Here is an 18349-nt window from a genome sequence, read left to right on the forward strand (position 1 = left end):
TGGGTTCGTGTTTGCCCTGGCGCTCAGTGGTCCTGTGCTGGCGGCATCGCCCGCTATCCCGATCAGCTACACAGAAGCCCTACAACGGGCGCTTGCTAACGCCCCAACCCTGCAGGTGCGCCGATCGCAGATCGATGCCAGTACCGAAGAAGCCGCGCGTGCTGGCGCGCTTCCCGACCCACGTTTGATCGTGGGGCTGGCGAACTGGCCCGTCAGCGGACCCGATGCCTTCAGCTTGCGGGCCGATGAGATGACCACCCAGCAAATCGGTCTGATGCAGGAGTTTCCTGCGCGTGCGAAACGACGTGCCGAGCACGCGTTGGCGCAAGCGACGCTGGCGCAAGCGCGCTCACTGTCGATGGCCGAACAGCAGATGGTGGCCCAAGCGGCCGCGCTGGCCTGGATCGAGCTGTGGAGTACGCAGCAAGCCGTAGATGCGTTGGAAGGTCTGCGCGAGCCGGCCCGTATAGCCGAGCGTGCGGCGCGTGCTCGCTTGGCAGGCGGCACGGCCGGGGCCAGTGATGTGCTTGCCGCCCAGGCCGCCCTACTGCAGTTGGACAATCGCCTGGAGCAGGTACATGCGGAGCACGCCGCCGCGCAGGCCGGCCTGGCGCGGTGGTTGGGTATTGCACCAGAGGCGATCTTGGCCAGTGGTGCGGCACCGGATTTTTCGCAGTTGCCATTGGAGCCCACCCAACTGCTGGCCAAACTGGACCAACACACGCCACTACTGGGCTGGGAGGCACGCGAGAGCTTAGCCCAGGCCCAGGTGGATGCGGCCGTGGCCGAAACCCGCCCGGATTGGAGTGTGGAGCTCACCTACGGACGTCGCGAGCGCGCACCCGACGGCATGGCGCGCAGCGACATGCTCATGGTGGAAGTGGGTGTGGGCCTGCCGCTGTTCCAGAAGAACCGCCAAGCACGAGGCATCGCGGCACGGCGGGCCGAGCTGGAGGCGGTGTCCGCAGAGCGCGATGAGGCCCGGCGCATCCAAGCCGAGTCGGTGCAACGCGCGATAGCGCGATGGCGCGGGTTAACCGGCCAGTTGGAGCGCCAGAACACGCAGAGCCTGCCTTTGGCGCGCGATCGTGCACGCACGGCGTTGGCCGCCTACGGCGCCGGTGCCGACCTGCAGCCGTGGCTGGAAGCGCGGCGCGATGAGATCGAATTGCACCTGGAGAACGCCCGTCTGCTGGGCGAACAGGGCCGTGCCTGGGCGGCACTGGCCTATCTGCTACCCCATGAGGAGAACACGCCATGAGCCCGACCAAGACGCGTCTCACACAGCTCGCCGTGGCCCTCGGGTTGCTGGCGCTCGGCTTTGCCGGCGGCTACGCCTGGATGACTCGAACCTCTGATACCACCCCGCCCCCCGGCACGAGCGTCGCAGATCAAGCACGCAAGGTGCTGTACTGGTACGACCCCATGGCGCCGGAGCAGCGATTCGACAAGCCGGGCAAATCTCCGTTCATGGATATGGAGTTGCTGCCCAAATACGCAGATGAGGCCATAGGGGGCGGAACGCAGATCGATCCGCGCCTGCAGCAGAACGTGGGCATACGCACTCAGGAAGTGACGGTAGAGTTACTAGGGACTGCCGTACGCGTGCCGGGCACACTGACGTGGGATCTGACCCAGGAAAGCGTGATCAGTGCGCGCATGGAAGGCTTGATCACCCACGTGCAGGTAAAGGCGCCGTTTACCGAGGTTCGTCGTGGTCAAACGCTGGCCACCGTGCAGGCCCCGGCATGGAACGCGGCCATCGCCGAAGCACATGCCCTGAGCCAAGCTCAGTCCGCGGGCGCGCGTGAGCTGCAGGGTGCGGCGCAACAACGGTTGCGTTCGTTGGGTGTTCCTTCTGGCGCCTCGGCCAGAAGTGGCGTCGTGCTTAGCGCAGATCACAGTGGTGTCGTGACCGAGATCCTGGCACGCGAGGGACAGACGGTGATGCCCGGTACGCCACTGTTCAAGATCAATGGGCTGGACACGTTGTGGCTGGAGGCCTCGGTACCCCAGGCAGCGCTGGGCACCTTGCGGCCGGGGACCTCAGTGCAGGCCACGGTCAGTGCCTGGCCGGCAGAGCGCTTTGCCGGACAGATCCAGGCGTTGCTTCCCCAGGTCGACATGGCTAGTCGCACGCAGCGGGCGCGAATTGTGCTGCGCAACCCGCAGCGTCGGCTGGTGCCGGGCATGTTCGCCGAGGTTCTGGTGCAGCCCGACGCCGAGCAGGCCTTGCCAGTCGTTCCCACGGAGGCGCTGATCGCCACCGGGCGGGACAGCCGGGTCATCGTGCAGGATCCGGACGGGAGCTTCCGGCCAGTGCGGGTGAGTGTGGGACGTAGCGTGCAAGGGCGCACGCAAATCGTGGCAGGCTTGGCCGGTGGTGAACGCGTGGTCGTCTCGGGTCAGTTCTTGCTCGACTCCGAAGCCAGTCTCTCCGGTGCGTTGGAGCGCCTGGGTGCTGCACAACCGACACGCCCTGCCAGCGCATCAGGTGTGCACGAGCGCCATGACGCCGGGCACGAACCACGCACTGTCGTGCCGTCACCGTCCAGACAGCCGGCGCCTGTCGCGCCAGACACCTCCACCTCTACGCCGCCGCGCTGCCCGGTGCAGTACTGGTATGACCCGATGGTGCCGGAGAAGCATTTCGACAAGCCGGGCAAGTCACCGTTCATGGATATGCAGTTGGTACCCAAGTTCGGCCCCGCCGCAGCCGCTGATTGCCAGGCAAGCGAGGTCATGTCCGAAGCGATGGAGGGCACACCATGATCGCGCGCCTGATCCATGCTTGCATCGCCAATCGCGTGCTGGTGCTGGTTGCCGCCGCGCTGCTGGCGGTGGTCGGTATCTGGTCGGTAAAGAACACGCCGCTGGATGCGCTGCCGGACCTGTCCGATACCCAGGTCATCATCCGCACGCAATGGGCGGGGCAAACCCCGCGCATCATCGAAGACCAGGTCACCTACCCGTTGGCCACCACGATGTTGTCCGTGCCGGGCGTGAAGGCGGTACGCGGCTTCTCCTTCTTCGGTGATTCATTCGTCTACATCCTGTTTGACGATGCCACTGATCTTTACTGGGCGCGCTCTCGAGTGCTCGAGTACTTGAGCCAGGTACGCGATCGACTTCCGCCGAATGTGAATCCGGCGCTGGGTCCTGATGCGACAGGACTGGGCTGGATCTACCAGTACGCCTTGGTGGATCGGACAGGTCAACGTGATGTGGGGCAGCTGCGTGCGTTGCAGGACTGGTTTCTTCGTTATGAGCTAAAAACCGTGCCGGACGTGGCTGAAGTAGCCAGTGTGGGCGGTGCGGTGCGCGCCTGGCAGATCCAGCCCGATCCGCAGGCGTTGGCGGCCCGTGGACTGACGGTGGCCGAGCTCATCGAGGCGGTGGATGCGGCCAACGGCGCTACCGGGGGCTCGGTGATCGAACAAGGCGAAGCCGAACTGATGGTGCGCAGCGAAGGCTACCTGCGCACACAGGAGGCGTTCGAACAGGTGCCGGTAACCGGCAACGACGGCATCCCCGTCCTGCTCGGCGAGGTGGCCACGATCAGTCGCGGGCCGGTCTTCCGTCGTGGTATCGCAGAGTTGGATGGTCAAGGTGAGGTGGCCGGCGGCGTGATCGTCCTGCGGACCGGCAAGGATGCCTTGGGGGCCATTCGGAACGTCAAAGCGCGACTGCAGGCGTTGCAATCCAGCTTGCCCGAGGGCGTGGAAGTGGTGCCGGTGTACGACCGCTCCGAGCTGATCCAGGATGCGGTACGCAACCTCACCCACAAGCTTGGCGAAGAGTTTCTGGTCGTAGCGCTGGTATGCCTGCTGTTCCTGTGGCACCTACGCTCGGCGTTGGTGGCCGTCATCACCCTGCCTTTGGGTATCCTGGCGGCCTTCATCGTGATGCACGCCCAGGGGATCTCCGCCAACTTGCTGTCATTAGGCGGCATCGCCATCGCCATTGGTGCGATGGTCGATGCAGCGGTGGTGATGATCGAAAATGCACACAAGCATCTGGAGCACTGGCGGGAGGCGCACGGCCGGGAACCTCAGGGTGAGGAGCGCTGGCAGCTGATGGCCCGCTCGGCGGCCGAGGTCGGACCGGCCCTGTTCGCCAGCTTGCTGGTCATCACCCTGTCTTTCGTGCCGGTTTTTGCCCTGCAGGCGCAGGAAGGGCGATTGTTCTCGCCTCTGGCCTACACCAAGACCTACGCGATGGCCGCCGCAGCAGGGTTGTCGGTGACCTTGATCCCCGTCTTGATGGGCTACCTGATCCGCGGCCGCATCCGCCCGGAACAGCAGAACCCCATCAATCGCATCCTGATCGCTGGCTATCGGCCCATCCTGCTGTGGGTCCTCAAACATCCCGGTGTCACCTTGCTGCTCAGCGGCCTGCTGCTAGTGCTCACCTTGATCCCCTTTAGCCGGTTGGGCAGTGAGTTCATGCCGCCCTTGGAAGAAGGCAGCCTGTTGTACATGCCCACGGCCCTGCCCGGCCTGTCCGCCGACAAGGCCCGTCAGTTGCTCCAGCTCTCGGGCCGGATGATCAAGACCGTACCGGAGGTTGAGCACGTGTTCGGCAAGGCGGGCCGTGCCGAAAGTGCGACCGATCCGGCACCGATCGAAATGTTTGAGACCACCGTGACCTTCAAGCCGCGGGATCAATGGCGCCCGGGCATGACCCCCCAGAAGCTACGCCAGGAGTTGGACGCAGCGGTCAAGATTCCCGGTCTGACCAACCTATGGGTCCCGCCCATTCGCAATCGCATCGATATGTTGGCCACCGGCATCAAGAGCCCGATTGGGATCAAGGTCTCCGGACCCGATGTGGAGCAGATCGAGCGCCTGAGCCAGCAGATCGAGCAGGTGGCCAAGACTGTGCCCGGCGTGAGTTCGGCACTGGCCGAACGCGTCACGGGTGGGCGCTATGTCGATGTACAGGTGCGCCCGGAAATCGCTGCACGTTACGGATTCACTCAAGGCCAACTCCAGCAACTGATTGCCACGGTCGTTGGCGGTGATCCAATCGGGGAAACGATCGAGGGGCGCGAACGCTATCCCATCGTCTTGCGCTACCCCCGTGGCCAGCGTGACTCGTTGCAGGCCTTGCAGGATCTGCCGCTGATCGCGCCAGGCGGTGTGCAACTGACCTTGAGCCAGGTGGCGGAGCTGTCAATCAGCCCAGGCCCGCCGATGCTCAAGAGCGATAACGGCCGGTTGGTGGGCTACATCTACGTGGATGTGGCCGATCGCGACTTGGGATCGGTGGTCCAGGACCTGCAAGCCGCGGTGCAGACCCAGGTGAGTTTGCCTGCCGGCTATGGTCTGGCGTGGTCGGGGCAGTACGAGTATCTGCAACGGGCTTTGGCACGCCTGCAATGGGTGGTGCCCGCGGCGTTGGCGATCATCTTCCTGGTCATCTGGATGGTGTTTCGCCGGCTTAGCGATGTATCCATCATCCTGCTCAGCTTGCCCTTGGCGTTGGTGGGCGGTTTCTGGTTGATCTGGGGGCTGGGCCATGCGATTTCGGTGGCCAGCATGATCGGATTCATCGCCCTGGGCGGCGTTGCGGCTGAGTTCGGCGTCATCATGCTGCTGTACCTGCGTCATGCCTGGGAGCAGCGCTTGGCCAGCGGTGCGCCGGAAGATGTGTCTACCCTGCAAGAGGCTATCTACGAAGGCGCCGTGCAACGGGTGCGCCCGAAGGCGATGACGGTAGCCGTCATCCTGGCCGGGTTGTTTCCGCTTTTCGTCGGTGCCGGTGCCGGCTCGGAGGTCATGCAACGTATCGCCGCGCCGATGCTGGGTGGCATGCTCACCGCACCGGTGCTCTCTATGGTGGTGATTCCCGCAGCGTTCTATCTAGTGCGGCGACGTGGATTGCGCGCGGCGCGGGGCGACCAATGAGAGACAGACTGAGCACTTGAGGTAAGTCCCCACAAAAAGACGCCAGTCATGGAAGAAGTCATGACTGGCGTCAAAGGGGAGAGTACCGCCTACATGCTTACTTATGAGTGCCCGGCGTGCGGGGAAATCTCAAAGCTCAGCGACGCCCGATCCGACACAAAATCCAAACCCTTTTGTGTAGAGGGCACCATGTGATTGGTGTGGATGTACCAGGTCTTGGCGGTGGTCACCTGGAAACTGGCTTGGCCTTGGGCATCGGTGCGCAGGAGCGTAGCGCTACCGTGCCCACCCTTGACCGGTGCGTCAGCACGATGACCGACGTACACGCGTAGGTTGGGCACTGGCGTGCCCTGCTGCAGCACCTGGAACGACAGCTGTTTGCCGACCTTCACGCTTCCAGGATTGCGGGCCAAGCGGATCTCCAGCGGATAGCCCAGCGAGGCAGCGAAATCGTCGGTCAGTTTTGTGCCCACCTGTCCAATGGTACGAGCATGCTTGGTATAGCTATAGGTGACCCCTTTGGGAAACTTGCTCGCATCATAGGTGGCCAGGGTATCGGGCAAGTCTTCCAACTCCAGGTACTTGCCGAACTCGCTGGCCGTACGCGTGCTGGTGGAGGCCATCGTCGAGACCCCCAGCAGATAGGTGCCCTCGCCCGCCGGATGCACGGTGAGCTGGCTCTGCTTGCCGACCTCTTTCCAACTGGCCAAGTCCGGTGCAGCCTTAGCGCCGCCCTGACTCAGCGAAACGTCCTGTAGACGGGCTCGGGTGACTGCACCTGCACTTTCATCGAAGGTGCCATTGTTCACCAACGCTGTGTTCGCCTCGCCCGCTGCGGTGCCAGGCTTGGAGAAAGCGACAAACAGGTCGTGCGCACCGGCACTGCCGGCCACAGCGAACAGCAGTAGTGTGGCGGATAGTTGCGTGTTTCTCATGATGTGTAGCTCCTCGTGATCGTGGCTTACCAGTGGTAACCAAAGCGGACGTTCCAGCGACGACCCAGCAAGTCGTACGTCATGGTGTCGGTGTCGGTGTTGGGGTTGTTCTTCACGAACGGCGCCTTCTTATCGAGCACTTTTTCAACGCCGGCGGAGATATCCCATTTCTTCTTGATGCCGTAGCTCAGTTGCAGGCTGTGGTACACCACGCTGGACACATGCGAGCCGATCGTGTCGGGCACGGCGATGATGTCGTCCGCGCTGCCGATGTACTGCGCCGAATAGACGCCGGTCCAACGGTTCTTGCCCATACGCAGTGAGCCCAAGCCACGCCACTGGGTGTAGCTACCCAAGCCGCTGGTGATCTTGCCGGCGTACTCAATGGTGGTGGCCCCGGGCGTGAGCGCCCCCAACCCACGCGGGGTGAGTCTGGAGGTCCTGGAAGCCCTGCTGGATCTGGTCATGGCCTCGGGCAAGGTACGTGTGGTCGACGTGGCGGAACTGTGTCCGCCCCTGGATCCGGATCAAGCCACCGCACGTGTGGCCGCGCGTTTGATCCACCGAATGGTCAGTGCGCAGGCTCAGTGAAGTGATATCGGCTGGCAAAAGGCAGTGAGCTAATGGGAACGCTCAGCCAGCAACTGCTTCATTTGCGCGATCTCCTGTGTCTGCGAGGTAATAATGTCCTGGCAGAGCTTCACCAACTCAGGATCCTTCAGACGATTCTCCTCACACATCAGGATGGCGCCAGCGTGGTGGGGAATCATCGAACGGATGAACTGCTTGTCAGTGACCGCTGCTTGAGTGCGAATGCCCCACCAGCAGAACAGCATGAACGCCACCGTCAGACCAGCCAGAATCAGATTGCGTCGGCGATCGGGGTACATGCTGGACATTAGCCACAGCTCGATCAGCAGCATGGGAGCGGCCATCAGGCCCGCCATGTAGAACTGGTTCACGTTGGTATAGACGTTAGCCCACTGATCGACCATTGCGTACATCAATGCGTACATGGCCACGAAAGACAGGCCCATCATCAACAACAGGCGGCCGTAATGGCCTTGATGCCCTTGTTGTGCCTGGTGGGCAGGTTGGTGTGAGGCGTGCGGTTTTGCGTGCTGGGACTGCGGGTCTTGCGCGTTTTCGTGCGTACCGTGCGAAGAGGACATAACAATCTCCGTGGGAATGGCAGAACGGCGGAAGAACCCGGGAACTGTTGGAAGAGCTCCCGGGCTGAGAACACTTACATACCCTTGCCGGCAGCGAATTCCTGCGGGCTCAGCTTGCCATCTTTGTTGCTATCGAGCATGCCAAAGTGCGGCGCCAGCTTGTGCTTGGCCAGTTCTTCCTTGGACAGCGAGCCGTCCTTGTTGGCATCGAGCTTGGTGAAATCGGCATCGGCCGCCGCCGGCTTGTGCTGACCGTGGTCGGTGGTGGGCGTGGTGGTCTGGCCGCCGGCGAAGGCCGCGCCCGCCATCAGGAACAAGGCCATCATCGAGAGGGAGGCATAACGCTTCATTGCAGTACTCCTTGTGGGATATGAGCCATCAGTGACAGGAATGGCCGCGCGCAGGCTCATCGGCGCGGTCAGGGTGGGGGGTGGCAACAACGGTGGAGCCGGACAAACGCAGGGCATTGGTGACCACCGAAACCGAGCTCAGGCTCATGGCCAGGGCCGCCATCATCGGACTGAGCAAAAGGCCGAAGCTGGGATACAGCAAGCCGGCGGCGATAGGCACGCCGATGGCGTTGTAGACGAAGGCGAAGCCCAGGTTCTGCTTCATATTGGCCACCGTCAAAGACGAGATGGCACGGGCTTGCACGATGCGCCTCAAATCACCCTTGACCAGGGTGAGCTGGGCGCTGGACATGGCCACATCCGTGCCCGTCCCCATCGCGATGCCCACATCGGCTGCCGCCAGGGCCGGCGCATCGTTGATGCCATCGCCAGCCATGGCCACGCGACGACCCTGGGCTTTGAGTTGCTGGACCAGGTCGGCCTTGTCCTGCGGCTTGACGCCACCACGCACATCCTCGATGCCCAGCGTGCGCCCCACGGCCTCGGCCGTCGCCTGTGCGTCACCGGAGGCCATCACCACGTGCAGGCCATCGGCACGTAGCAGGTTCAAGGCAGGCAAGGTCGTGGCTTTGATGGGATCAGCCACCGCAATGGCGCCGGCCAACCGACCATTGACCGCCAGGAACATCACGCTAGCGCCTTCTTTCCGAAGACGCTCGGCGCTGCTTTGCAAAGGTGCTACATCGGCGCCAACCGACGCCATCAGGCTTTGGTTGCCGAGCACGACATCCTGATCGGACACGCGCCCGCGGACGCCTTGGCCGGTGAGCGAATCAAAATCTTGGGCGGCCACCAGGTTCAAGCCACGTCGCTGGGCTTCAGCCACGATGGCCTCGGCCAAGGGGTGCTCACTGCCCTGCTCCAAGCTGCCGGCCAAACAAAGGATCTGATCGGCGTCGAAGCCGGCGTTGGAGAGCGTGTCGCGAAAGGCTGGACGCCCCTCGGTCAACGTACCGGTCTTGTCCACGATCAACGTGTCGATCAGACGTAGCTGCTCGATCGCCTGAGCATCGCGGAACAGGACCCCGACCTGCGCAGCGCGGCCAGTGGCGACCATGATCGACATGGGGGTAGCCAAACCCAAGGCACACGGGCAAGCAATGATCAGAACCGATACGGCATTGAGGACGGCAAAGGTCCAGGACGGTTCGGGTCCAAACAGACCCCATCCGAAGAACGTGAGCACCGCCGTGGCCAGCACGGCCAGGACAAACCAGTACGCCACCTTGTCCGCCATACGCTGCATCGGCGCGCGGGAGCGCTGGGCTTGGGCTACCAACTGCACAATCTGCGCCAGTACCGTCCCGGATCCGACTTTGTCCGCCCGGATGACTAAGGCGCCCGTCCCGTTGAGCGTGGCGCCTATAACGTGATCACCGACAGCCTTCTCCACCGGAATGGGTTCACCGGTCAGCATCGACTCATCGACACTGGCGCGGCCTTCGATGACTTCCCCATCGACCGGCACCTTCTCGCCCGGTCGTACGCGAAGCAGATCACCCACGTGCACGTGATCCAGCGCAACGTCCTCTTCGCCCCCATCGGGTTTGACGCGGCGAGCCGTCTTGGGCGCCAATCCCAGCAGGGACTTGATGGCCGCCGAGGTTTTGGAACGCGCCCGCAGTTCCAGCAGCTGTCCGAGCAGGGTGAGCGAGACGATGACCGCTGCCGCCTCGAAGTAGACCCCTACCCGTCCATGCTCGCGGAAAGAGTCCGGAAACAGGTCCGGTGCCACGGTGGCCACCACGCTGTAGCCAAACGCGGCGGCCACGCCGATGCCGATCAGCGTCCACATGTTGGGGCTGCGATTGCCGATGGACTGTAGGCAGCGCTCAAAGAAAGGCCACCCCGCCCAGAGCACCACCGGGGCGCTCAGCACGAGCTCAATCCAGGTGCGCGCCTGCGTGGACAAGCCGGGCAGACGGTGTCCCAGCATGGCCAAGACCAGGACGATCAACGTCAAAGGCAACGTCCACCAGAACCTTCGGGTGAAATCGCGTAACTCTGGATTGTCGTCCTCCTCCAGCGAGGGCATCTCCGGCTCCAGCGCCATGCCGCAGATCGGACAGGTGCCGGGACCTGGCTGACGAATCTGCGGATGCATCGGGCAGGTGTAGACCGTGGCGTGGGTACCGCTGGGTTGGGCCACCGCTGCTGGGGCGGTCACTTCAACTTGCTGGGGAGCATCGTCCGTATAGCGGACGGGATTGGTGATGACCCGTCCATCCGCAGCCTCGACAGGGGCTGCGCCTGCAGAATGGTGATGGTCATGGGACGACGGTGAGTTCATGCCGATGCTCGCTTTAGTGGGGATGGACTGCCAAGGCAGTGTGCCATTGCGGGTTACACAGCTATTCGGGGCTGAGCGTCCCGAGCACTGAAACAACAATCAGGATCAAGATGGCCAGCGCGGCCTCAGCCGTAACACTCTGCCGCAAAGCCCGCACCTCCTGCGCGGGATCTCCGCTGGTCAGCGCTCGTTCCAAGCGCGGCACCAGCGTCCATCGGTGCAGCGCTCCCAAACCCAGCATTCCAGCGAACAGGGCCAGTTTGAAAAGCAGCAACTTCCCGTAGGTGCTCTGGAACAGGGCCGAAAACGACCACGCGGTGAGATCCCCGTAGTGCGCGATGCCGGACACGATGAGCGCACCAACGAAGATCGTTCCCAGCGTCGAAAAACCATGCAGAAAGTCATGCGTTGATCGCAGACGCCCGCTGCCGTTCGTCTCTTTGCCGCGCAGCAGCATGGCAAGGAACATCAGGACCGCTGCGATCCAGCCGCCTGCCGCGAGAAGATGGACGATGCCTGCAGCAAGCCGGACCGCGCCTGCCAAGCCCTCGCCAGCGGCGGCGTGGCCGTTCCATGCCAGCGAAGCGAGTGCGCCGCCCGCCAGCATCGCCCCCAGCGGGAAGGCGGTCTCCACCTTCCCGCGGCGACGATGCCATCCGAGCACGAACATCAGGGCGACCAGCAGCGCGCCTCTCGCCATGGCTGCCCGGCCCCCGGACGTCTCGAGCAGATACCAGCCAAGCGATGCGCGATCAACCTCGGCAAGCGGCATTCCCATGATGCCCGCGGTCTTGAAGACGACATCGAGCCCGGTGAGCACGAGACCGGCTACGGCACCCGCCAATAGAACGCCCATGAGTGACCACCCGGCCAAGGCGTCGGCGAGTGCCGATCGACGCGACCCGTACCAACCGAAGAGTGGAACCCCGAAAAGAACCATGATGACAAGGTATTCCAAGAATCTCAGTGCATAAGCCGACAGGTCGAACATTCGCGACTCCTCAGCGCACCGTGAAGCTGAAGCTGCCCGGCATGGGGTGGTTGTCACCACCGACGGCGCGGTATTCCACGGTATAGACGCCCGGAGCCAGCGGTCCAGGCAACTTGGCACGCAGGGTCTTGCCGTTGTTGACGATCTCGGTCGTGAAATTCTCGATCGGCATGGTGGAACTGCCGTGCTTCATGAGCAACTTGAGACGCGACGCCCGCGGAATCAATGTCTCGTTGAACACGAGATCGATCTGGCCTGGCGAGGCCACCACCGCATTTGCCGCCGGTGTGGACTGCTGCAGCGCGGCGTGGGCGTGCGCGACCTGCAGCGAAAACTGCCCGGCCGCGATTGCGAGGACGAGCGCGAAGGAGCGAATGACGTTGGACGACTTCATATGGATAAATCCTCATTGGAATGTGATGCAGAGCCCGTTCGGGAGGGGCCGCGCTGTGTTCGATGCGACAAGCGTTAGATGTCGGACTGTCACTGAAACCACGATTTGTCGGATTTTCTTGATACTTCCGCTTTCGCGAGACGAGGATCCCACCGGCTCAGGCGGGATCCTCGACGCATTACGCTGCCATGGCGCTGCAGCTTTCCGCGCAGCGGCGACAAACTTCGGCGCAGCGCGTCATCTCAGGGTCGTTCATGGCGTCGCATGCATCGGCGCACTGGCGGCAGATCTCCGCGCAGGCACCGCAAACCACGTCGTGAACGCTGGCACCGCGCAGCATCGCGTCGGCACTGGTTGCGCAGGTATCGGCACACGTCGCCAACAGGGCGATGTGCTCCGGGGCCGCGTGAACACCTCCTTTGGTCAGGCAGTAGTTGATGGTCTCCAGGCAGATCGCATGGCATTGCGTGCAGTTGTCGATGCACTCGTTCATGGCCTGGGGCCGGTGTGCTGCGGAATGGTGAGTCATGTAGTTCTCCTTCTTCCTCGCGGGCGAGAATCGGCGCGCCCGCAACACCGTCCCCTGTTGCTGCGACGGATCAGTGCTGTGCGAACGGTTCAGTGGTTCCGTCGCGATGGATCAGCTCGACCGTGAACGGCTGCTGGCGTCCCTCCGGGACCTCCATGCCCGGAGAACCAAGCGGCATCCCTGGGAGGACCAGGCCGCGTGCGTTCGGCTTTTCTTCGAGGAGACGCTTGATGTCCGCGGCCGGAACGTGGCCTTCGATGACGTATCCGCCGATCTCGGCCGTGTGGCAGGAGCCCTTTGCATAGGGGACACCCAACCGCTCCTTGACCAGACCCAGGTCATCCATGTCGTGCGCATCCACGGTGAATCCCGCCTTCTGCACGTGGTCGATCCAGACACCGCAGCACCCGCAGGTCGGGGTCTTGTGGACGGTCATGCGTGGCAGGGCTGCTGGAGTCGCGTCCGCTGATTGGACGACAACCTGTGCGGAGGGCGAGGTTGTGGGTTGCGCGGATGAAGCATCCTGGGTGCAAGCACCCAGACCAGCCACGGCAAGGACCACAAAAGTCAGACGGTGCAATGTGAGCGTAGTCATTTCAATCTCTCGACTCAGCGCTTGGTCCGCGAGGACCAGTGGATGTGGACGATCCGCCAGCCGTCCGCGGTCTCCTTCAGCACCATCGTCTCGTCGCTCTGGACGGTCAGTGGCTGGCCGTCCTTCTGGGCATGCAACTCGCTTTCGGTTCCGACCCACGCGAACTCGCCAGCGGCTCGTGCGCGCTGATGGAGCAGCTGGCGATGGGCGCCCTTGAGGAACGCCGCATCGCTGACTGCGTGATGGCCCATGTATTCCTCGCGGCTGCGTTCGGCGCCCCCGGACTCGAGGATGAGAACGTCGGCAGCGAGCAGGGCTTCGACCGTGGCCAGATCGCCGCTAGACAGGGCCCTGTTGAAACGCTCCGCTACGGCGACCGCGGCCTCTGCAGTGACTGGGACGTCGACGTCCGCAGATGCCGCGGCAGCGGGGTGATGTGCGTGCGGCTGTGTCGCCTGCGCCATTGCGGGGGACACGACGGCCAGTGCCAGTGCGAGGGTGAACGAGATTGCTGTTGCGTTCATTGCGTGGGCTCCAAGGAGATCAATGGGTGTGCGCATGGCCGTCATCGGCCACGGGCGTGTGTGGTGCAGGGTGCGACTCCACCTTGCCGTCGGGATGGCCGTGGCTCACCAACCCGACTTCCGTGTCGCTGGGTGTCGGGCCGTGGTGATCGTCGTCCACGCCCGGCGGGTGCGCATGCGGCATGGAGTTGTTGCCCGGCTCGAATAAGGCAGGGTGATCCTCGGCCTTTTCGTCGTCATGGTGGCCTTGCGTCTCGCCGCCGCCATGCGAATGGCCCTCGCTGCTGTCGACAAGTTCCTTGTACGCAGTCGCGTCCAGCGTGGGCAACTTCTGCAGGAAGGCCGACATGTTCCATATGAACTCATCGTCCATGCTGCCGCCCCAAGCGGGCATGCCGCTGGCCTTGATGCCGTGCTTGATCACCCAGAACGCCTCAGCTGGAGCGACCGGCTGTTTGCTTAGGTTCGGTGGCGCGGGGTACAGGCCCTTGCTCATCTCGGTGGCCGCCGCGTCTGGTGAAAGATGGCAGGTCACGCACATGGCGTTGTAGTTGCCCGCACCCTGGCGGATACGCTCAGGATCATCAAGGTTCGTGGGTAGCTGAAGCTTGGCGGCGCGCACCTCAATGGAACGCTCGCGCGCCGTTTCAAGTAGCGCATACACCGGGCGACTATGCGGATCGTCGGCGGCCACGTTGTACACGCCCAGAGAGACCGTGGCGGTTGCGACCACCGCAACCAATGCCACGCCGGCACCGAGCCATACCCACATCTTTTTGTTGGATTTCATTGTCAGTTCCCCTTAGAACCAGGTACGAAGGCCGATAACCAAGCGCGTGTCTTCAAAGGACTCGCCATGCTCGCGTCGCATGTCTGCGGTATTGCCAAACGCGCGCTCGTACACCACGCCGATGTAGGGAGCGAACTTTCGGGTGAACTCATAGCGAAGTCGTAGCCCCGCCTCAGCGGCACTCAGACCCGAACCTATCCCGCGCAATGGATCGTTCTTGCCATAGGCGGTGACTTCCACCAGCGGCTGCAAGATCAGCCGGTTGGTTAGCAGCAATTCGTACTCGGCCTCGACATTGGCGGCAGTCTGGCCCCCTTCGCCGAGATAGGCTGTGGCGGACACTTCGAACTTCATCGGCGCCAAGCCCTGCACACCGATAGCGGCGAAGTTCTGCGATGCCCCAGGCTTGAAGTCATGCCGCACACCGGCCACCACATCCCACCACGTGGAGATACTGCGGCCGTAAAGCACTTCCAGATCAGCCGACTCGGTCTGACCATCCGTGCGTTCGCCTTCACTGCGGAGCCAGACGCGATTGAGGTCCGTACCGATCCAGCCCTGGCCCTCCCAGCCCAGCCCGGTGCCCGGATCGGCATCCCAGGTTTCCAGGCGATTGAGCAGCACGTAGCTCTTGATCGAGTTGTCATGCACCGGATGCGCGTGTTCCGGCGCGATGGCCGCCTTGCGATCCGCGTCCGTCACCGCGGGAATCGGGGTGCGCGGCTGCGTTGGCGCTGCAGGCCCGTGTCCCATCTGACTGTGGTCCATGCCCTCCATCGATTGCATTCCCGCTTCTGGTGTAGCGGGCGCGGGCGAATCATGGCCCATCTGCGAATGGTCCATCCCCTGCATCGCAGGCGTGGCCGTGCCGGAGGTGTCGGCTGCAGCGGGCTGTGCCATCTGACTGTGATCCATGCCCTGCATCGACTGCGCCTGCGCTGTGGGCGCCGCAGGTGTGCTCGCGGGCGAGCCGTGCCCCATCTGCGAATGGTCCATGCCCTGCATGGCAGGCTCGGCTGCGTTAGCCTGCGGCTCGGCGTGGCCCATCGCCGCATGATCGATCGTCGCTTCGCTCGTCTTGGCCGGTGTTGCAGGCTTTTGGGCTGGCGCAGGTTTTGATGTCGGTGCCTGATGTGCAGAGTGATCCTGAGTCTGGGTCTGCGCGCCCTGCTCCATCTGCATGGAGCCGTGCTGCATAGATTGGGCGCTGGCCGCATTGGCCAGGGCCAGCGAGATAGCCGTCAGCGCAGTCAGGGTGGTATCGCGTCTATTGATGTTCATTCGTCGACCCTCACCGTGCGCATCATTCCGGCTTCCATGTGATAAAGCAGGTGGCAATGGAACGCCCAGCTGCCCAACGCATCGGCACGCACGCGATACGTGCGTCGGCTACCTGGCGGCATATCCACCGTGTGCTTGCGCACCATGAAGTTGCCGTTGTCGTCCTCCACGTCACTCCACATGCCGTGCAAATGGATGGGATGGGTCATCATCGTGTCGTTAACCAATACGATGCGCATACGCTCGCCGTAGTTCAGCCGCAGCGGCTCGACATCGGAAAACTTCTGACCGTTGAAGCCCCAGGAGAATTTCTCCATGTGTCCGGTCAGATGCAGCTCGATCTCGCGACCGGGGTCGCGTCCGTCAGGGTCTTCAAAGGTGCTCTTGAGCATGGAATACGTCAGCACATGACGGCCGTTATCGCGCAGGCCATTGCCCGGATCATCCAAGCGCGAACTCACGCTCATGGCTTGGTTGTCCAACAGGGGATTGTTGGTCTCGCTAGCAGGGTGTGATTGCATGCCCCCGTGCTGCATGCCTGCCATGGCACCATCGCCGGCGGCGGGCATCGCATGGCCTGCATGGGCCGAGGTCGCGTTACCGCTGACAGGTGGGGTCATGCCAGGCATGCCCATGGCCGCACCACAGCCGCCTTCCATGCCCTTGCTGCCGCCAGACATATCCATCGACCCATGATCCATGCCCATGTCTGCCATCGTCAGCAGCGGCCGGGGATCCACAGACGGAACGGGCGCGCGTAATCCTTCGCGCACAGCGAGCGTGCCGCTGATGTAGCCGGTGCGACCGGAGTCTTGGGCAAAGATGGTGAATGCGTCCTGCCCGGAGGGCTCCACGATCACATCGAAGGTTTCTGCTACCGCGATGCGGAACTCGTCGACGGAAACCGGATGGACATACAAGCCATCTGCCGCCACCACGGTCATCTTCAGCCCCGGAATACGCACATCGAAGTACGTCATGGCAGAGCCATTGATGAAACGCAGGCGCACCTTCTCGCCACTGCGGAACAAACCGGTCCAGTTGCCCAGTGAGGTCGTGCCGTTCATCAGGTAGGTGTAGGTGTTGGCGTTGACGTCGGACAGGTCCGTGGGCGTCATCCGCATCACGCCCCACATCTTGCGATCTTCCAACGTGGCCGACAGGCCGTTGCGCTTCACATCGCGCGCAAAATCGCCGACCGTGCGCTTGTAGTAATTGTCATGGCCCGGCATCTTCTTCAAACGATCGAACAGGGCCGTCGGGTCCAGGTCTGTCCAATCGCTCAGCATCACGACGTAGTCGCGATCGAAACTGAAGGGCTCCGGCTCCAATGGGTCGATGACGATCGGGCCATAGAGCCCGGCTTGTTCCTGGAACCCTGAGTGGCTGTGGTACCAGTAGGTTCCGCCCTGATGCAGGGTGAACCGGTAGTGGTAGGTCTCACCACGTCCGATACCGTCAAAGCTCAGACCCGGCACGCCGTCCATGTTGGCCGGCAAAATGATGCCGTGCCAATGGATGGAGGTGTCCGCGCCATGGATGGAGTTAGCGGGCAATGCATTAGAGACGCGCAAGTTGACCGTGGTGCCTTCCCGCCACCGCAGCAACGGCGCCGGAACGGACCCGTTGACCGTGATCGCGGTGCGGGTCTTGCCGGTGAAGTTCATCGGCGTCTCGCCAATGGTCAGGTCAAACTCAGTGCCCGATAGTACGTTGGGTTGTCCCGGCCCCTTGAGCGCCCAACTGGCTTTGGGCCAGAAACCTAATCCTGCGACTGCGCCTCCCAAGGCCAAGCCTTGGACAAATCGCCGCCGCGAAGGCAGCAGCGGTCCACCGCGTGGACCACGAAAATCATCATGCGACATGAAAATGCTCCAAGCGTCGTGTTGCCACCGGCGGGCGGTGGTACAGAGCGGGCGGCTGGCCTAAACAGGCATGCAAGCCACACCAACGGCGCCATTGCGGCGCCTAGGGACGCTTAGCCGATCGGTGGTCGGATCAGATGAGGCAAGGCAGGTGCCGCATGCCCTAGGGGCAGCGGCATGACATCCAGGCCCAAGGCCAGTTGCACCGAAACATGCAGGCGCGCAGGAAGTGCGCTCGCGCAAGCGTGTACGCAGGCGCACCGGCACGCAGAAGACTTGCAACAGTCGGGACCGGCATGGTCGCCATGCCCAGTGCCAGCCTTTTCAATCGATGTGGCATCGGGATGATGCTCAGCACTGTGATGGGCGAAGCAGTCTTCGTCGACTTGCACCGCGGCAGCCACTTCGCTGGCCTGCTCTTCCATGACCGGGTTCATACTGACGGACGCAAACGCCGACCACGCGCCGTTAAGCACGAGCATGGTGATCAGGAACAGTCGCAGTAGAAGTGAGGAGGCTGACACGGGCGACATGGTATATCACTTTAGACAAGGCGCGTGTGTATCGGTCGTGAACAAAATCTCAAGTAAGCCTGAGATGTCGCGGCTTGTCAGTCGCACTAGCCGCGGACACTGCAGCTCCCTCCAGAAGCGCCCAAAGGGCG

The 18349-nt window shown here is 63.0% G+C and carries 18 protein-coding genes; 4 read left to right on the top strand and 14 right to left on the bottom strand.

Annotation, left to right across the window (positions count from 1 at the left end; all coding sequences use genetic code 11):
• Positions 1-7 precede the first annotated feature (7 nt).
• The 3 genes from CKW06_RS12230 to CKW06_RS12240 are packed head-to-tail and all read left to right on the top strand — an operon-like array spanning position 8 to position 5909.
• Positions 8-1261 carry a TolC family protein gene (locus CKW06_RS12230; RefSeq protein ID WP_279703838.1) on the top strand — a complete coding sequence of 418 codons (1254 nt, stop codon included), beginning with the start codon at positions 8-10 and terminating at the stop codon, positions 1259-1261.
• Complete coding sequence (locus CKW06_RS24100) at positions 1258-2772, top strand: efflux RND transporter periplasmic adaptor subunit (protein WP_005413406.1); 1515 nt, start codon at positions 1258-1260, stop codon at positions 2770-2772. The genes CKW06_RS12230 and CKW06_RS24100 overlap by 4 nt, the downstream gene beginning before the upstream one ends.
• On the top strand, positions 2769-5909 hold the full coding sequence (locus tag CKW06_RS12240; RefSeq protein WP_005413407.1) for an efflux RND transporter permease subunit: 3141 nt from the start codon (positions 2769-2771) through the stop codon (positions 5907-5909). The genes CKW06_RS24100 and CKW06_RS12240 overlap by 4 nt, the downstream gene beginning before the upstream one ends.
• Positions 5910-6010: 101 nt before the next feature.
• Here CKW06_RS12240 and CKW06_RS12245 read toward each other — a convergent pair whose 3' ends face one another.
• Both CKW06_RS12245 and CKW06_RS12250 read right to left on the bottom strand, forming a co-directional pair.
• Positions 6011-6844 (bottom strand): DUF4198 domain-containing protein, encoded by an 834-nt coding sequence (locus CKW06_RS12245; RefSeq protein ID WP_024957399.1) that lies wholly within the window; start codon positions 6842-6844, stop codon positions 6011-6013.
• Positions 6845-6870: 26 nt separating this feature from the next.
• Positions 6871-7311 (bottom strand): TonB-dependent receptor, encoded by a 441-nt coding sequence (locus tag CKW06_RS12250; RefSeq protein WP_229298439.1) that lies wholly within the window; start codon positions 7309-7311, stop codon positions 6871-6873.
• Here CKW06_RS12250 and CKW06_RS24200 point away from each other — a divergent pair.
• The gene (locus tag CKW06_RS24200; RefSeq protein WP_005413410.1) at positions 7229-7435 is read left to right on the top strand and encodes an arginase family protein; all 207 of its coding nucleotides are present in this window, start codon (positions 7229-7231) and stop codon (positions 7433-7435) included. The two genes, CKW06_RS12250 and CKW06_RS24200, sit on opposite strands and share 83 nt — an antisense overlap.
• A gap of 29 nt (positions 7436-7464) precedes the next feature.
• On the opposite strand, the gene CKW06_RS12260 is transcribed toward CKW06_RS24200, so the two are convergent.
• The 12 genes from CKW06_RS12260 to copL all read right to left on the bottom strand — a co-directional run bounded on the left by CKW06_RS12260 (position 7465) and on the right by copL (position 18218).
• The gene (locus CKW06_RS12260; protein WP_024957400.1) at positions 7465-8016 is read right to left on the bottom strand and encodes a DUF305 domain-containing protein; all 552 of its coding nucleotides are present in this window, start codon (positions 8014-8016) and stop codon (positions 7465-7467) included.
• A gap of 74 nt (positions 8017-8090) precedes the next feature.
• Positions 8091-8366, bottom strand: coding sequence for a hypothetical protein (locus tag CKW06_RS12265; protein ID WP_005413412.1), 276 nt, complete (start codon positions 8364-8366; stop codon positions 8091-8093).
• 28 nt (positions 8367-8394) lie between these two features.
• Positions 8395-10530, bottom strand: coding sequence for a copper-transporting P-type ATPase (locus tag CKW06_RS12270; protein WP_024957401.1), 2136 nt, complete (start codon positions 10528-10530; stop codon positions 8395-8397).
• 247 nt (positions 10531-10777) lie between these two features.
• Complete coding sequence (gene copD / locus CKW06_RS12275; protein WP_024957402.1) at positions 10778-11707, bottom strand: copper homeostasis membrane protein CopD; 930 nt, start codon at positions 11705-11707, stop codon at positions 10778-10780.
• Between the two features lie 10 nt (positions 11708-11717).
• A complete protein-coding gene (gene copC / locus CKW06_RS12280) occupies positions 11718-12101 on the bottom strand; it encodes a copper homeostasis periplasmic binding protein CopC (protein ID WP_005413416.1) in 384 nt (127 codons plus the stop codon).
• Between the two features lie 178 nt (positions 12102-12279).
• Positions 12280-12630: a four-helix bundle copper-binding protein gene (locus tag CKW06_RS12285; RefSeq protein ID WP_012480213.1), complete on the bottom strand. Its 351-nt coding sequence runs from the start codon at positions 12628-12630 to the stop codon at positions 12280-12282.
• A gap of 70 nt (positions 12631-12700) precedes the next feature.
• Complete coding sequence (locus CKW06_RS12290) at positions 12701-13225, bottom strand: DUF411 domain-containing protein (RefSeq protein ID WP_024957403.1); 525 nt, start codon at positions 13223-13225, stop codon at positions 12701-12703.
• A 14-nt stretch (positions 13226-13239) separates the two neighbouring features.
• Positions 13240-13749 carry a nuclear transport factor 2 family protein gene (locus CKW06_RS12295; RefSeq protein WP_024957404.1) on the bottom strand — a complete coding sequence of 170 codons (510 nt, stop codon included), beginning with the start codon at positions 13747-13749 and terminating at the stop codon, positions 13240-13242.
• 19 nt (positions 13750-13768) lie between these two features.
• Positions 13769-14539 carry a c-type cytochrome gene (locus CKW06_RS12300; protein WP_012480216.1) on the bottom strand — a complete coding sequence of 257 codons (771 nt, stop codon included), beginning with the start codon at positions 14537-14539 and terminating at the stop codon, positions 13769-13771.
• Positions 14540-14551: 12 nt separating this feature from the next.
• A complete protein-coding gene (locus CKW06_RS12305) occupies positions 14552-15820 on the bottom strand; it encodes a copper-binding protein CopB (RefSeq protein WP_005413421.1) in 1269 nt (422 codons plus the stop codon).
• Positions 15817-17685 (bottom strand): copper resistance system multicopper oxidase, encoded by a 1869-nt coding sequence (locus tag CKW06_RS12310; RefSeq protein ID WP_012480217.1) that lies wholly within the window; start codon positions 17683-17685, stop codon positions 15817-15819. The genes CKW06_RS12305 and CKW06_RS12310 overlap by 4 nt, the downstream gene beginning before the upstream one ends.
• Before the next feature lie 113 nt (positions 17686-17798).
• Positions 17799-18218, bottom strand: coding sequence for a transcriptional regulator CopL (copL, locus tag CKW06_RS12315; protein ID WP_076738343.1), 420 nt, complete (start codon positions 18216-18218; stop codon positions 17799-17801).
• Positions 18219-18349: the final 131 nt, after the last annotated feature.

The organism is Stenotrophomonas maltophilia (assembly GCF_900186865.1).
GTDB classification, from domain to species: Bacteria; Pseudomonadota; Gammaproteobacteria; order Xanthomonadales; family Xanthomonadaceae; genus Stenotrophomonas; species Stenotrophomonas maltophilia.